Origin of the sequence: Stakelama sediminis (genome assembly GCF_014199335.1) — a bacterium.
In the GTDB taxonomy this organism is placed as follows: Bacteria; Pseudomonadota; Alphaproteobacteria; order Sphingomonadales; family Sphingomonadaceae; genus Sphingomonas; species Sphingomonas sediminis.
Genome location: NZ_JACIJI010000001.1, coordinates 1,213,358 through 1,228,099, shown reverse-complemented (window position 1 = coordinate 1,228,099; position 14,742 = coordinate 1,213,358). Strand labels below are relative to the sequence as shown.

Sequence of the window (14,742 nt, the reverse complement as noted above, 5' to 3'; positions counted from 1 at the left end):
TGTCATGACCTATGTCGTCACCGACGCCTGCATCCGTTGCAAATATATGGATTGCGTCGAAGTCTGCCCGGTCGACTGTTTCTATGAGGGCGAGAATATGCTCGTCATCAATCCCAGCGAATGCATCGATTGCGGCGTGTGCGAACCCGAATGCCCGGCCGAGGCGATTTTGCCCGATACCGAAAACGGGCTGGAAAAGTGGCTGGAACTCAACACCAAGTTTTCCGCGCAATGGCCCAATGTCACGACCAATGCCGGACAGACGCCCGACGATGCCGACGCGCATAAGGGTGAGGAAGGCAAGTTCGAGAAATATTTCTCGGCCGAACCCGGTAAGGGCGACTAAGCTCTAACGGCGTACCACTTATGAACGTTTGACTCGTGGCGGTTACACTGTCGCGATGCGAGACGCTGTGCGCAATTCATGCCAAAGCGCTGGCAATTTTATTACGAGCGTGTTAAACAGGTACGTGACGGAGGCGTTTTTGTCCTCCGCCCGGAGACTCATGACCCTTGCCCCCGGATTGGCGTGTCCGGGCCCGGTTAGCCGAGCCTGTTTGCATGTGCAATAGCCTGGGGCATCGTTTCACGGAAAGGCTTTCCCTCTATGGCTGCCAAGGCGCTGTCCTTCGACGTCGGCGATTATGTCGTTTACCCCAAGCACGGCGTAGGCCGTGTGATCGAGCTGCAAAAACAGGAAATCGCAGGAATGCAGCTCGAACTCTATGTCCTGCGGTTCGAGAAAGAGAAAATGACCCTGCGCGTTCCGACCAACAAGGCGGAAAGCGTCGGTATGCGCAAGCTGTCGTCGGACAAAACGCTGAAGGAGGCGCTCGACACGCTGAAGGGCAAGCCGAAGGTAAAGCGCACCATGTGGTCGCGCCGTGCGCAGGAATATGAAGCGAAGATCAATTCGGGCGACCTGGTGTCGATCGCCGAAGTGGTGCGCGACCTGTTCCGTGCGGACGACCAGCCCGAACAGAGCTATTCCGAACGCCAGATTTTCGAAGCTGCCGCGTCCCGCCTCGCGCGCGAACTCGCCGCGATGGAGGAAGTGGACGAACCGACCGCGCTGGAGAAGATCCTCGACATTCTGCGCGAAGCGGCACCCAAATATAACAAGGAAAAAGACGCGGCCTGATCCGCGGCATTTTCCCTGTCAGGACGAACGGGGCGGTCATTTCGATGGCCGCCCCATTTGTTTTGTCCGAGCTGTTGCGAATGATCCGCATTCAGTGTATTGCGCAAACAATACACGACAGGGGATGCGACGATGCAAAGGTTCGTGATTTCGACATGTGCATGTCTGATGCTGGCAGCCTGTGGCGGCGGCGCACGGCATAGTACCGGCAACGGGGCACATACGGCGTCTTCATCGCAAAGCCGCAGCTTTGCGGAACGCGATTTCACCGCAGTCAATCTCGGCGGCTCCGACGATGTGCAGGTCTCGACCGGCGGCGATTTCAGCGTGACCGCAAAGGGAACGGCAAAGGCGCTTGACGGCCTCGACCTGTCGGTCCGCAACGGCACGCTGTTCATCACGCGCAAGCCCAATCGCGGCTGGAACTGGACCAGTCATAATGCCACCATCTTCGTGACCATGCCTGCCATGCAGGGGGCTACCCTGTCCGGTTCGGGCGATTTCACCATCGACCGGGTTCAGGATAATTTTGCTGGAAAACTCTCCGGTTCGGGCGCGCTGACCATCGGCATGTTGCAGGGGGGCACGGCGGATCTGTCGGTCAGCGGATCGGGCACCTTGTCCGCTGCGGGTCAGGTGGACATGTTGCAGGCCTCGATCAGCGGGTCGGGCGATATCGATGCCGGTCAGTTGAAAGCCCAATCGGCCAGGGTTTCGGTTGGCGGCTCCGGTGACGTGACCGCGACGGTCAACGGCCCGGCGACCGTGTCGCTGAGTGGTTCCGGCGATGTCGATCTGGGGAAGGACGCGCAGTGTACGACGCATAAATCCGGGTCGGGGGAGGTTCACTGCGGTTAGGAAGGGTCGCCATTCAGCCCTGATGGCCTGCAAATGGCTGCTTTCCCCCCTTCCGGTGCTCACCTACTGAAAGTACGCTGCGCGCCGGGTCACGAAAATCCACCACACCAGGGGCCGGACAACGCTATCGCTTGCGTGGCGCGCGCGGGGGTGCGATGCATGGGAAATGATCCGTCTTTTCGCCGCGCTGCTGTTGCTGATGCCGCTGGCAGCCCATGCCGATTCACGCAACATCATGCTGACCGATTTCAGCAGCATCCGGGTGGATGGCCCGTTCCGCGTCACCGTCGCCACCGGCCTTAGTCAGGGCGCCGAAGTCAGCGGCGACCAGCGCGCGATCGACAGGGTCGATGTCCGGGTGCAGGGCACGACCCTGATTATCTCCGCCAGTCCGAACGCATGGGGCGGCTGGCCGGGCAAGCAACATACGCCCGCAACGATTGCGGTAAAGGCGCGCAGCATACGCGAAGCGGCGGTGCGCGGCGGCGGGGTGCTGACCATCGACAGCACCGACGCGCAGCATGTCAATCTGACCGTCACCGGATCGGGCAGCATGACGGTGGGCGCGGTGCATGCCGACAATCTTGCCGTGACGCTGGTCGGCAGCGGCAGTGTGCGCCTTGCCGGAGAGGCGTTGCAGGCGCGCTTCGCCAATAGCGGAACCGGTCGGATCGATGCCGACGGGCTGGACGTGCATGACCTGAAAGTCGTTTCGGAAGGGCCGGGAGAGAGCCGCTTTCACGCCGATCGCAGCGCCGATGTCACGGCGCTGGGACTGGGCAATATTACCGTAAGCGGCGGCGCGGCCTGCACCGTACGTGGTCCCGGCCCGGTGCAATGCGACCATACACAACCCTGAGAGCGATCAGCTCTCGGGTATTCTGCTGCTCCGTTCGGCGATCAGATGTTCGGGCTTCGGCATCAGAAACCGGACCTGCTGATTGGCGAAGTCGATATCGACGCGGCGGAACACGCGTAATGCGTCCATGCCCAGCAGCAGCGCGGGTTCGTCGGTTATGCCCATTGCCGCGAAGGGCGGTGAGGCTCCGAAGCCGATCGGCAGGTCGCGAAACCGCATAGTCCCGATCCGCAACCGGTCGACCTGCGCATATCGTATTTTCGCAGAATCCCCCAGAACGCTTATCATGCTGATTTCACGTTGCTGCCTGCGATGATCGCGGATCAGGTTCAACAGCGCCTGATTGCCGATACTGACCATCGACCCGGTGTCCAGGAACAGGCGGATGCGCCGACTGCCGAAATAAGCGTCGGTCAGGATCAGCCTGCCGCGCAACCGTTTTGCGCTGACCACGATTTCCCCGTCCTCGCGACGGGTCTGCATCTGCCGGCGCGACGATGGCCGGACGGTCATGCGATGATGTTCGAAATCGATCGAAACCGCATAGCCATCGAGGAAATCGAGGCCGAGCAGGCCCCATGCGCCGATATCCGAAGAATTGAGCACTGGCGCAGCGATATTGTATCGCTCCATAAAGGGCGTCACGCGCAGCGACGGTACGCGATAGGTCGGAACGCGTTGCACGCCGGTGCTGGCTCTCAGCAGCACCGAGCTTCGGCCGGACAGGCTGAGCCGTTCGGCAAGCTGGGTGGCGATGACCGACCGTTCGGCACCGGTATCGATCACAAATCCATAGGGGCCGGACCCGGCAACATAGACGGGCACCGTCATGCGCAGATAGCGGGTCAGAAAGGCCAGCCTGCGTGCGGTTTCAGGGTCCAGCGTCGGAACCGGCGCAGGTGCCGGGCGGATGGATTCCCACAAAGCGCGGGATATCTGCGGGCTCTGCGGCGCGGCAACCGGTGCCGGTCCCTGATGGTTTTGCGCAGCAGAGAGTAAGGGGGCGATCGCCAGCAGAAGGGCAAGTCGCGTCATGCAAGAATAATACACCAAAACTTGATTTCGTGCAATTTATGCAAGCCGCAGATGCAAATTTTCTTCGCAGTCAGGCGGCGAGGGGAAAACGCAGCAGCCGATCCTCCAGCGCGACCAGCGCCTGTGCGCCATCGCCCACGGCGCGCAGGATTTCGGGGTGATGCGCGTCCAGCCCGCCCGTCAGTGCCCCGAAAGCAGGCAGGATCAGCTTGGTCGGCGTCGCGACGAAACAGCGCCGGGCAACATGCCGACCGCGCAGGGTCAGCCGCAGCTTGGGGTGGAAATGGCCCGACGCCTCGGGACGCGGATCACCGGCACCGGCTTCGTGCCGCAGGAGGATGCCGTCGACCTCCGCCTCGGCCACCACCTTGCCCCCGCAATCGCCGGACAGGGCGATATCATGGTTCCCGGTGATCCAGGTCCAGCGGGTCCGCGCGGTAAGCGTGTTGAGCAATGCGCGCGCGTCCTGCGGCAGGCGCGCGGTACCGGCGCTGTCGTGAAAACTGTCGCCCAGACACCAGATTTCGTCTGCGCCGGTTGCCGCCACCGCATCGCGCAGCATCGTCAGCGTCGCCAGCGAGTCATAGGGCGGCAGCATCTGCCCGCCCTGCGCATACCAGCTTGCCTTTTCGAAATGCAGGTCGGCGACCAGCAATGCCCGGCGCGCGGGCCAGTAAAGCGCGCCGTCGGTACGCGCGCGAAACTCCTGTCCTGCGAACGAAAACGGAACCATGCGCCCGGCTATCGCGCCGCGCGGCGATCCGGTCAAGCGCCCTGCAACGCCTTTTGCCGCCGCCGCTGGACCGAACTGCCGATGCCCATCGCCTCGCGATATTTGGCGACGGTGCGCCGGGCGATATCGAATCCCTGATCGTTGAGCAGCTTGACCAGCGTATCGTCGGACAGGATTTTCTTCGGCGCCTCGCCCGCGATCAGCGTGCGGATCGCGTTCTTCACCGCTTCGGCCGATACCGCGTCGCCGCCATCCGCCGACTGAATGGCGGAGGTGAAGAAATATTTGAGTTCATACAGGCCGCGCGCACAGCTCAGATATTTGTTGCTGGTCACACGACTGACGGTCGATTCGTGCATGTCGATGGCGTCCGCCACCTGCCGCAGCGTCATCGGTTTCAGATGCGCGACGCCGTGGAGGAAAAAGGCCTCCTGCTGCTTCACGATCTCGCTCGCGACCCTGATGATCGTCCGCTGGCGCTGGTCGAGCGCCTTGATCAGCCAGTTGGCGCTGGCGAGGCAGTCGGCCAGCCAGCTTTTCGACGCCTTGTCCTGCGGTCCCGCGCTCAGTTCGACATAATAAGCGCGGTTGATCAGCACGCGCGGCAGGGTCGCGCTATTGATCTCGATGGCCCAGCCCTGCTTGCGCCGCGCGACGAACAGGTCGGGGACGACTGCCTGCACCGTCTCGCCGCCGAATTGCAGACCGGGTTTGGGGTTGTAGTCGCGCAACTCGCGGATCATGTCGGCCAGATCCTCGTCATCGACGCGGCAGATGCGTTTCAGCCGGGCAAGATCGCCGCGCGCGACCAGATCGAGATGGTTGAGCAGCGCGGCCATGCACGGATCGTAGCGGTCGGCCTCCTTGGCCTGCAGCGTCAGGCATTCGGCCAGATCGCGGGCACCTACGCCGGTGGGATCAAAGGTCTGGATCATGCCCAGTACCGCTTCGACGCGCGCCAGCGGAACGTTCAGCCGGGTGGCAATGTCGAGCAGCGGGACGGTGAGGTAGCCCGCCTCGTCAATCTGGTCGATCAGATGGGTGGCAATGAACTGATCAGCGCGGTCGATGGCGGTTCCGGCCTGTGCGATCAGATGGTCGGCCAGACTTGTGTCACTGGTCGCCATGCTTTCGAAATCGGGACCATCCTCGCCGAAACCGCCGCTGCCCGTTCCCGCAAGGCCGAGGCCGCCGTCCAGCCCGCCGATATTGTCGCTTGCACTGTCATGGTGAAAGGATTCGCTGGCCAGATCGACGTCCAGTTCGGCCTCGCCGGTGCCTGCGCCGTTTGCCAGTAATTCGTCCGATGGTGCGGGTTCGGATGCGGGCTGAAACTCGTCCGCATCGGGTGCGGTGTCGCGATCGGCGTCGGTACCGCCCTCGTCCGGGCGTGCCTCCAGCAGCGGATTTTTCTCCAGCTCTTCGGCCAGGAACGTCTCCACCTCCAGATTGGACAGCGCCAGCAGACGAATCGCCTGCTGAAGCTGCGGCGTCATCACCAGCGATTGCGTCTGCCTGAGGTCGAGGCGGGGGGCGAGGCTCATGGTGCTATAGCGAGAAGCCCTCACCCAGATAGAGGCGGCGGACATTTTCGTCGGCGACCAGTTCGGCGGGCGAGCCGGTGAACAGCACGCGCCCGTCATAGATGATGTACGCCCGGTCGACGATTTCCAGCGTCTCACGGACATTATGGTCGGTAATCAGCACACCGATATCGCGGTTTTTCAGCTCGGCGACCAGATCGCGAATGTCGGCGATGGAGATCGGGTCGATGCCCGCGAACGGTTCGTCGAGCAGCATGATCTTCGGGTCCGCCGCCAGCGCGCGGGCGATTTCGGCGCGCCGCCGCTCGCCGCCCGACAACGCCATGGCGGCTGATTCGCGCAACCGCGTCAGCCCGAATTCGTCGAGCAACTGGTCGAGCCTGCGTTCGCGCGCCGCCTTGTCCGGTTCGGCGAGTTCGAGCACGGCGAGGATGTTCTTTTCCACCGACAGCCCGCGAAAGATCGAGGTTTCCTGCGGCAGATAGCCCAGACCCAGAATCGCACGGCGATACATGGGCAGGCCGGTAATATCGTCGCCGTCGAGCATGATGCGCCCGGCATCGGGCTTCACCAGCCCCATTACCGAATAGAAGCAGGTGGTCTTGCCCGCGCCGTTGGGGCCGAGCAGGCCGATCACCTCCCCGCGCGCGACCGACAGCGATACGTCGGACAATACGCTGCGCTTGTCATAGGATTTGGCGATCGACACCACCGCCAGCCCGCGTTCCGGCGGGTTTTCCGCGATCGGCTCCATCTCGGCCAGGGTTGTCGGTGTGTCCATTATCACCCCATTGGTGCTCGCATCATTCGGTAAATCTGCGGTTACCGAATTTCAATTGGCAGGATTCGTGCATGATTATGCGCCCCGATGAAAGGGGGCTAACGCAAAGTTTCCGCGAAACAGCGGCTACGGGTTTCGTTTCGGCGCAGAAAACGTGCCCGTTACCCGGCCGTTCTGCTGACGTGTCGTGCCGCTGCCATTGCCGACCGCCGAACCGTCCATCGTGGCGAGGCCGCTATCGAGATTGATATGCGCGCGACCGCCGTTCAGCGTGTTGGAGCCCTGCTGCAACCGGACATTGCCCAACAGGGTCACGACGCGGCTGTTGAGGTCGTACACCGCATATTGCGCGCTTGCCCGCTGGCCGGGGCGGACGACGGTGACGCCCCCGGCCGCGTCGAGTCGCGAAATCTGGGGCGACCCGCCGATAATCTGGCCTGTATAATGCACGGTCATGCGTGCGGCATCGAGCGTCATGTTCGCTTGTTTGACGACGACGTCGCCGGACAGAATGGCCTGCTTCGCCTTGTCCTGCAATTCGATATGCGCGGCGGAAAAGTCAATCGGCGCACCGCTGTCATGCGCCGCTTGCGCGGCCATCGCGCCGGTCAGCGCCACGCCCGTAAGCGACAGGCCAAATGCGATCGGCAACAGGATGCGGGTGCGGGTCATGGTTGCCTATTTGCGCGCTTCGGCACAATGCGCAAGCGGGCATTGCCATTCAGGGTCACGGTATGGTCGGCCAGATTGGCCTGCATATGGTCCGCGCTGAAGGTGCCGAGCGGAGTCGTGCCCTGCACTGCGCCGCCGCTTTCCAGCTTGCGGGTCTTGAGATTGACCACCGCGTTGCGCGTGTCGAGCGAATAGCCGCCTGCGCCGCGAAACTCGACCGGTCCCTGAATCGCGATCTTGTCGCTGTCCATGTCATAGCTGCCGTGGTTGGCACGCAGCGTGGCCGGGCCGTCGGCAAGCGTGATTTTCGCCGCCAGGTCGCGCAGTTGCACGATCGGTACCGTCGAACTTTTTTGTATCGCAGAACCGGCCTGCAACTCGAACGGCTGACCCTTGGCGTCTTCGCCGCGATAGCTTGCCTTGCTGATCCGCAGGCGTTCCTTCGCCACGGCGACCCGGTTCTTGTCGAGGACGAAACTGACATCGCCGACGCGGGTCAGCGGGGCAGTGACCAGAAAGGCGGCGAGCACGCCGGTCGCCACCGGCAGTGCCATCTGCGCAATCGCCACCACCCGGTCGTGCCTGCCGCCGGGGGCAGCCCATTGCTGGCGCCGGGACCGGACCTGACGGGCGATCTCAGACATGGCGAACCGGTTTCGGCAGGTCAGGCATGGGCAAAAATGTCCGTTTCCGGCCAGCCCGCCAGATCCAGCGCCGCACGATGGGGAAGGAAGTCGAAACAGGCCTGGGCCAGTTCGGTGCGCCCTTCGCGTGCCAGTCGCTTGTCGAGTTCGGCTTTCATGCCGTGCAGAAACCGCACATCGGACGCGGCATATTCGCGCTGCGCGTCGGAAAGTTCGGGGCCGCCCCAGTCGGACGATTGCTGCTGCTTGGAAATCTCCGCACCGACCAGCTCGCGTGCCAGATCTTTCAGGCCATGCCGGTCGGTATAGGTCCGCACCAGTTTCGACGCGATCTTGGTGCAGTAAACCGGCGCTGCGACGACGCCCAGATAATGCTGGATCGCCGCCAGGTCGAACCGTGCGAAATGATAGAGTTTCAGACGCGCCGGATCGGCCAGCACCGCCTTCAGATTCGGCGCGGCATAATCGCTGTCGGGCGCGAAACGCACCAGATGCTGATCCGGCCCGCCGTCGGAAATCTGGACGACGCACAGCCGGTCGCGCGGGGTGATGAGGCCCATGGTCTCGGTATCGACGGCAAGGGCACCGGGGCCCAGCGCATCGGCGGGCAAGTCTTCTTCGTGAAAATGAACGGCCATTGCGTCCGGTTAGACGGGAAATGCGCGCCGCTCAATGGGAATCGGCTGCATTGCCTGTGCCGTGCCTGCGCGACCGGGTGCGCCGGGCAAGGATGTTCAGGGTCTCGACACCGGCGGAAAAGGCCATCGCGGTGTAGATATAGCCCTTGGGCACATGTACGCCGAACCCGTCGGCGATCAGCACGACACCGATCATCAGCAGAAACCCCAGCGCCAGCATGACCACCGTCGGATTGCGGCCGATGAAATTGGCCAGCGGATCGGCGGCGATCAGCATGATGCCGACCGCGGTGATCACGGCGATGATCATCACCGGCAGCTCATCGGTCATGCCGACCGCGGTCAGGATCGAATCGATCGAAAACACCATGTCGAGCGCGAGAATCTGTGCGATCGCGGATGCGAAGCTGATGCCGACATGGCCTTTTTTGTCGAGCGCGGCGCCCGATGCTTCCGAATCGACATTGTGATGAATTTCGGTCGTCGCCTTCCACACCAGAAACAATCCGCCGCCGATCAGGATCAGGTCGCGCAGCGAAAAGGCGGTTTCGAATGTGGGTTCGCCATGCGGGCCGGGCGCGCCGCTGATGCCCAGATCGAATACCGGTCTGGTCAGCCCGACCAGCCAGGCAATACCGGTCAGCAACAGCAGCCGAAGCCCCAAAGCCAGCACGATTCCGACCTTTCGCGCCCGCTGTTGCTGATGCGCGGGCAGCTTGTTCGACAGGATCGAAATGAAGATCAGATTGTCGATACCCAGCACGACTTCGAGCACGATCAGCGTGACGAGCGCGGCCCAGATGGCGGGATCGGCGAAGAGCGTGAGCAGGTCGGCCATGCGACAAGCTGTGCCGTTTATGCTACGATTACGCAAGTTTCGTCATTAATTCCGGCAAAAAATGGGCGAATTTGTTCGCGATGTGTAATTTTTTCCGCTATGACGAATCGCGAGCAATTATTGTTCGAATGCTCAGGAACCTTCGTTTCTCGTCCGACGGCAGGGTTTTTTGAAGTCTAAAGGGCGAGCGGGAAGACGAACAGGGCAATGAGTTTCGACAGAGGACGCCGCGGGGATCGCGGCGGGCGCGGCAGAGACAAGCGCGACTTTTTCGGCGAAGAAAGCTATCAGGATTTCGGTCAGAGCGGTAGCGGCGGCGGTTTCGATAACCGGCGCAGCGGCGGCTTTGGCGGCGACAATTTCGGTGGTGGCGCAGGCGGCGGTGGCTTTGGTGGTCCCCGCAGCGGCGGCGGCGGTTTTGGCGGTGGCCAGGGCGGCGGCGGTTTCCGTGGCGGCGCAGGCGGCGGCGGTCGCGGTATGCCTCCGCAGGTCGTTGGCGAAGCCACCGGCGTGGTCAAATTCTTCAACGGACAAAAGGGCTTCGGCTTTATCGTTCGCGATGATGGCGGCGACGATGTGTTCGTGCACATTTCCGCCGTTGAGCGCGCGGGTCTGACCGGCCTTGCCGAAGGGCAGCCGCTGGGCTTCACGCTGGTCGATCGCGGCGGCAAGGTTTCGGCAACCGATCTGCAGATCGACGGCGAACCGATGCCGGTCGAAGATCGCGGTCCGCGTCCTGCGGCCGGCGGACCCGGCGGCGGCGGCGGCGGTGGTCCGCAGCGTCAGCTGACCGGCGAAAAGGCTTCCGGAACGGTCAAGTTCTTCAACGCGATGAAGGGCTTCGGCTTTATTCAGCGCGATGATGGCCAGCCCGATGCATTCGTGCATATTTCCGCGGTTGAGCGGGCAGGGATGCCGACGCTCAACGAAGGCGACCGGCTGGAGTTCGAACTCGAAGTCGATCGGCGCGGTAAATATGCCGCGGTAAATCTGCAGCCCGTCCAGTAACCCGGTCGCGGGTTTCTCGGCGCGTGCCGACAGGATTGCATTTGCGAAGCGCGGTGGTGGCTCTGGCTGCCGCCGCGCTTTGTGCATTGCCCGCCGGTTTTTCGCCATCGCTGGCGCAATCCCCGCCGACCGGTGCCGCCGCAACAACTCTGCCACCTGCACCGCCGGTGGTCCGGGCGCAGGTGCTGGCCCGCTTCCCGCATGATTCGGATGCCTTCACCGAAGGGCTGTTCTATCATGACGGTGCGTTGTTTGAGAGCAGCGGGCTGGTCGGGCGATCCGAAATCCGCAAGGTTGACCTGAAGACCGGTAAGGTGCTGCGCAGCGTCAAGCTGCCACCCTCGCTGTTCGGGGAAGGTATTGTCGACTGGAAGGGTGAGATCGTCAGCGTCACCTGGAAAGCGCGTACGGGCTTTCGCTGGCGGATGCGCGATTTCAAACGATTGTCGAAATTCTCCTATCCCGGTGAAGGTTGGGGAATGACGCATAATGCCACCGATCTGATTCTGTCCGACGGCACGGCGGACCTGCGTTTCCTGAACCCCCAAAGCTTTGCGCTGCGCCATCGCCTGCGGGTGACGTATCGCGGCCGTCCGCTGACTCAGCTCAACGAGCTGGAATGGGTGGACGGATCGATCTTCGCCAATGTCTGGCAGCAGAATGCGATCGTGCGGATCGATCCCAAGACCGGCAAGGTCACGCAGGTGATCGATGTCAGCGCCCTGACGGCAGAGGCGGATGCGCACGGCGAAGACCCGGTGCCCAACGGCATCGCCTGGGACGCCAAACACCACCGGCTGTTCGTCACCGGCAAGAACTGGCCCATCCTGTTTCAGATCGCGCTGCCGCCGGCACCCTGATCGTTACCCATGCGCGGACAAAGAAAACCCCCGCAGCGGCTTCGCTACGGGGGTAATTTCTATCATTGCCGGAAACTGTTCAGGCGGGTTGAGGTGATCCGAAGGGACCCTTGGGACGCCGTGTCTTGGGGATCGAGGTGCCGCCCACCGGCACCGGCTTTTCGCTGGGGCCGATCACGTCGCGACCGATATCCTCACCCGCGATCAGGCGCTTGATCTCATCGCCCGACAGCGTCTCATATTCGAGCAGCGCACCGGCCAGATTGTGCAACTGGTCGATATGTTCGGTCAGCACGTCCTTGGCGCGGTCATAGCCCTGTTCGACGATCCGGCGGATTTCGCTGTCGATCGCCTTTGCGGTCTCGTCGGACATAGAGGAGTTCTGCTGACGCGAATAGCCGAGGAACACTTCCTCTTCGCCTTCCGAATACATCAGCGGCCCCATTTTGTCGGACATGCCCCAGCGCGTGACCATGTCGCGCGCCAGTTTCGTCGCATACTGAATGTCGCCGGAAGCGCCCGACGATACCTTGTCGTACCCGAAGATCACTTCCTCGGCGATACGACCGCCCATCGACACCGCCAGATTGGCGTACATCTTGTCACGATGATAGCTGTAGCTGTCGCGTTCGGGCAGGCGCATGACCATACCCAACGCGCGACCGCGCGGAATGATGGTTGCCTTGTGGATCGGATCGGATGCCGGTTCGTGCAGCGCGACGATGGCATGGCCCGCTTCGTGGTAAGCCGTCATGCGCTTTTCGTCGTCGGTCATCACCATCGACTTACGCTCGGACCCCATCATCACCTTGTCCTTGGCCTCTTCGAACTCGGACATGGCGACCAGCCGCTTGCTGCGGCGTGCGGCGATCAGCGCCGCCTCGTTGACGAGATTGGCGAGGTCGGCGCCCGAAAAGCCGGGCGTGCCGCGCGCAATGACGCGGGGATCGACATCGGGAGCCAGCGGCACTTTCTTCATGTGCACTTCAAGGATCTTGACCCGGCCGTCGATATCCGGGCGCGGGACCACGACCTGCCGGTCGAACCGGCCCGGACGCAGCAGCGCGGGATCAAGCACATCGGGGCGGTTGGTCGCGGCGATGATGATGATGCCTTCATTCGCTTCGAACCCGTCCATCTCGACGAGCAACTGGTTGAGCGTCTGTTCGCGCTCGTCATTGCCGTTGCCCAGCCCTGCGCCGCGATGACGACCGACCGCGTCGATTTCGTCGATAAAGACGATGCACGGTGCCGATTTCTTGGCCTGCTCGAACATGTCGCGCACGCGGCTTGCGCCGACGCCGACGAACATTTCGACGAAATCCGAACCGGAAATGGTGAAGAACGGCACGCCCGCTTCACCTGCGATGGCGCGGGCAAGCAGCGTCTTACCCGTACCCGGCGAGCCGACCAGCAGCGCGCCCTTGGGAATCTTGCCGCCCAGCTTGGCGAACTTGGTCGGGTCCTGCAAAAATTCGACGATTTCCTGCAGTTCCTCGCGCGCTTCGTCGATGCCTGCGACATCGTCGAACGTCACCTTGCCTTCTTTCTGAGTCAGCATCCGCGCGCGGCTCTTGCCGAATCCCATCGCCCCGCCGCCGGAGCCTTTCTGCATCTGGCGCAGCACGAAGAAGGCAAGGCCGAGGATCAGCAGGAAGGGCAGCGAGTTGTAGAGCATGATCAGCCAGATCGACGGCGATTCGGCTGGTTTCGCGGTGATCGTCACCCCGGCCTTGCGCAATTCGTTGATCAGCGACGGATCATTGGGGGAATAGGTGCGGAACCGCTCGCCGGACTTCAGCGTGCCGGTGATATCGTCCTGAGAAACATTGACGCTCTGAACCTGACCGCTTTCGACCTGATTGAGGAATGCGGAATAGGATACCGAATCGCCTGCGGGCTGGCTGGAGCGCCCGTCGATCAGGGTCACGAACAATGCCAGACCGACCAGAATGCCGACCCAGATCAGCAGGCTCTTCATCCAGGGATTGCCGCCCCCGCCGCCATTTTCCGGCCCGTCGGGCCGTTTTTCATTGTCGCTCATGAATATCGGTACCTTTCCTACGATCCTAACATAGGACGGGACAGGTTAATGGCAATGGAACAGCCGTGCGATTATGCCGATCAGTGTGATTGGCGCGGCGGGGCAATACGAAATACCCAGCGCCGCCCCGGTCGCGCCGCAATTCCCGCCAGCGTTCCCGCTTTTTCGGCCTCCAGTCCGCGCACCAGCCGGTCAATCCCCGTCCCGCGCCAGGGATCGCGCAGACCTGCTTCGCGGCGCAGATATTCGATCGCGCGCCCGGCCAGACGGCGACGCAGTTCATGCGGCAGGTCGCCCATGTCCACCGATACCGATTCGTGCCGTTCGATCGCGCTGCGGTTGCGCCATTCCTGTTCGGCGGCCCATTCGAGTGCGCTTTCCGCATCGCGCAGGTTGCGCGCCGACATCGCCAGCCGGTCGGCGGGCAGGTCGCCGCTCTCGGCAATCAGCTTGCGGATGCGCGCGCGGTCATATTTGGGATCGCCGTTGGAAGGATCGTGCATCGGCGTCAGACCGCAATCGCGCACCACCGCTGCCAGTTCGGCGCGCGACCAGTCGAGCAGCGGGCGCAGCAACCATGCCGCACCGCGTTCCGGCCCGATCGCGCGCTGCGCCGCCATCGCCGCCAGCCCGCCGACACCCGCGCCGCGCCGTGCCCGCATCAGAAAACCCTCGGCAACGTCATCCTGCTGATGCGCGATGGCGACCCATTCCACCCGCCGGTCGGCACCGAACCCGGCCCAGCGATTGAGCAGCGCATAGCGGGCTTCACGCGCGCGCTCCTGCAGATTGCCGTCATCGGTAATCGGCGTCGTAATCTTCAATGTCTGGTGTGTGATGCCCAGCGTCGCGCAGATATCGGCGACCGCCGCGGCTTCGGTGGTGGCTTCGGGGCGGAGCCCGTGATCGACCGTCACCGCGCGCAATGCGCCCGGATAGGCGGCGTGTGCGAGCAGCAGCAGTGCCAGACTGTCGCCCCCTCCCGAAACCGCGATACCCAGTTGCGCCTGTGCCGTCGGGGCAATGCCGATCAGCCGTTCCAGATCGCTCCGGAACCGGCTGACATGTTTTGTGTCGGGCGGGCTTA

General features: G+C 62.8%; 16 protein-coding genes. 6 read left to right on the top strand and 10 right to left on the bottom strand.

Going from position 1 to position 14,742, the window contains the following annotated elements; translation table 11 throughout:
- Positions 1 to 4 precede the first annotated feature (4 nt).
- The 4 genes from fdxA to FHR23_RS06230 all read left to right on the top strand — a co-directional run bounded on the left by fdxA (position 5) and on the right by FHR23_RS06230 (position 2,858).
- Positions 5 to 346 carry a ferredoxin FdxA gene (gene fdxA / locus FHR23_RS06245; RefSeq protein WP_184001991.1) on the top strand — a complete coding sequence of 114 codons (342 nt, stop codon included), beginning with the start codon at positions 5 to 7 and terminating at the stop codon, positions 344 to 346.
- Positions 347 to 607: 261 nt separating this feature from the next.
- Complete coding sequence (locus FHR23_RS06240) at positions 608 to 1,141, top strand: CarD family transcriptional regulator (RefSeq protein ID WP_184001990.1); 534 nt, start codon at positions 608 to 610, stop codon at positions 1,139 to 1,141.
- Positions 1,142 to 1,273: 132 nt separating this feature from the next.
- A complete protein-coding gene (locus FHR23_RS06235; protein ID WP_184001989.1) occupies positions 1,274 to 1,999 on the top strand; it encodes a head GIN domain-containing protein in 726 nt (241 codons plus the stop codon).
- Between the two features lie 166 nt (positions 2,000 to 2,165).
- Positions 2,166 to 2,858, top strand: a complete 693-nt coding sequence (locus tag FHR23_RS06230) for a head GIN domain-containing protein (protein WP_184001988.1) — start codon at positions 2,166 to 2,168, stop codon at positions 2,856 to 2,858.
- A 6-nt stretch (positions 2,859 to 2,864) separates the two neighbouring features.
- Here FHR23_RS06230 and FHR23_RS06225 read toward each other — a convergent pair whose 3' ends face one another.
- From FHR23_RS06225 to FHR23_RS06190, 8 genes are all read right to left on the bottom strand, one after another.
- Positions 2,865 to 3,893, bottom strand: a complete 1,029-nt coding sequence (locus tag FHR23_RS06225; protein WP_184001987.1) for an aspartyl protease family protein — start codon at positions 3,891 to 3,893, stop codon at positions 2,865 to 2,867.
- Between the two features lie 70 nt (positions 3,894 to 3,963).
- Positions 3,964 to 4,626, bottom strand: a complete 663-nt coding sequence (pdeM, locus tag FHR23_RS06220; protein WP_184002221.1) for a ligase-associated DNA damage response endonuclease PdeM — start codon at positions 4,624 to 4,626, stop codon at positions 3,964 to 3,966.
- 32 nt (positions 4,627 to 4,658) lie between these two features.
- Positions 4,659 to 6,170 carry an RNA polymerase factor sigma-54 gene (rpoN, locus tag FHR23_RS06215; RefSeq protein WP_184001986.1) on the bottom strand — a complete coding sequence of 504 codons (1,512 nt, stop codon included), beginning with the start codon at positions 6,168 to 6,170 and terminating at the stop codon, positions 4,659 to 4,661.
- A gap of 4 nt (positions 6,171 to 6,174) precedes the next feature.
- The gene (lptB, locus tag FHR23_RS06210) at positions 6,175 to 6,951 is read right to left on the bottom strand and encodes an LPS export ABC transporter ATP-binding protein (RefSeq protein WP_184001985.1); all 777 of its coding nucleotides are present in this window, start codon (positions 6,949 to 6,951) and stop codon (positions 6,175 to 6,177) included.
- Positions 6,952 to 7,077: 126 nt separating this feature from the next.
- Entirely contained in the window at positions 7,078 to 7,623 is a 546-nt protein-coding gene (locus FHR23_RS06205; RefSeq protein ID WP_184001984.1) for an LptA/OstA family protein, read from the bottom strand.
- Positions 7,620 to 8,267, bottom strand: coding sequence for an LPS export ABC transporter periplasmic protein LptC (gene lptC / locus FHR23_RS06200; protein ID WP_184001983.1), 648 nt, complete (start codon positions 8,265 to 8,267; stop codon positions 7,620 to 7,622). Before lptC ends, FHR23_RS06205 begins: the two co-directional genes overlap by 4 nt.
- Before the next feature lie 20 nt (positions 8,268 to 8,287).
- Entirely contained in the window at positions 8,288 to 8,905 is a 618-nt protein-coding gene (locus FHR23_RS06195; RefSeq protein WP_184001982.1) for a ribonuclease D, read from the bottom strand.
- Positions 8,906 to 8,936: 31 nt separating this feature from the next.
- The gene (locus tag FHR23_RS06190; RefSeq protein ID WP_184001981.1) at positions 8,937 to 9,743 is read right to left on the bottom strand and encodes a TerC family protein; all 807 of its coding nucleotides are present in this window, start codon (positions 9,741 to 9,743) and stop codon (positions 8,937 to 8,939) included.
- Positions 9,744 to 9,950: 207 nt separating this feature from the next.
- On the opposite strand from FHR23_RS06190, the gene FHR23_RS16685 reads away from it, so the two are divergent.
- Positions 9,951 to 10,751 carry a cold-shock protein gene (locus FHR23_RS16685; protein ID WP_184001980.1) on the top strand — a complete coding sequence of 267 codons (801 nt, stop codon included), beginning with the start codon at positions 9,951 to 9,953 and terminating at the stop codon, positions 10,749 to 10,751.
- Between the two features lie 41 nt (positions 10,752 to 10,792).
- Positions 10,793 to 11,611, top strand: coding sequence for a glutaminyl-peptide cyclotransferase (locus FHR23_RS06180; protein WP_246359693.1), 819 nt, complete (start codon positions 10,793 to 10,795; stop codon positions 11,609 to 11,611).
- A 79-nt stretch (positions 11,612 to 11,690) separates the two neighbouring features.
- Here the strand turns inward: FHR23_RS06180 and ftsH are convergent, their stop codons facing one another.
- The gene (gene ftsH, locus FHR23_RS06175; RefSeq protein WP_184001979.1) at positions 11,691 to 13,655 is read right to left on the bottom strand and encodes an ATP-dependent zinc metalloprotease FtsH; all 1,965 of its coding nucleotides are present in this window, start codon (positions 13,653 to 13,655) and stop codon (positions 11,691 to 11,693) included.
- An 80-nt stretch (positions 13,656 to 13,735) separates the two neighbouring features.
- Entirely contained in the window at positions 13,736 to 14,689 is a 954-nt protein-coding gene (tilS, locus tag FHR23_RS06170) for a tRNA lysidine(34) synthetase TilS (protein WP_246359755.1), read from the bottom strand.
- Positions 14,690 to 14,742 lie beyond the last annotated feature (53 nt).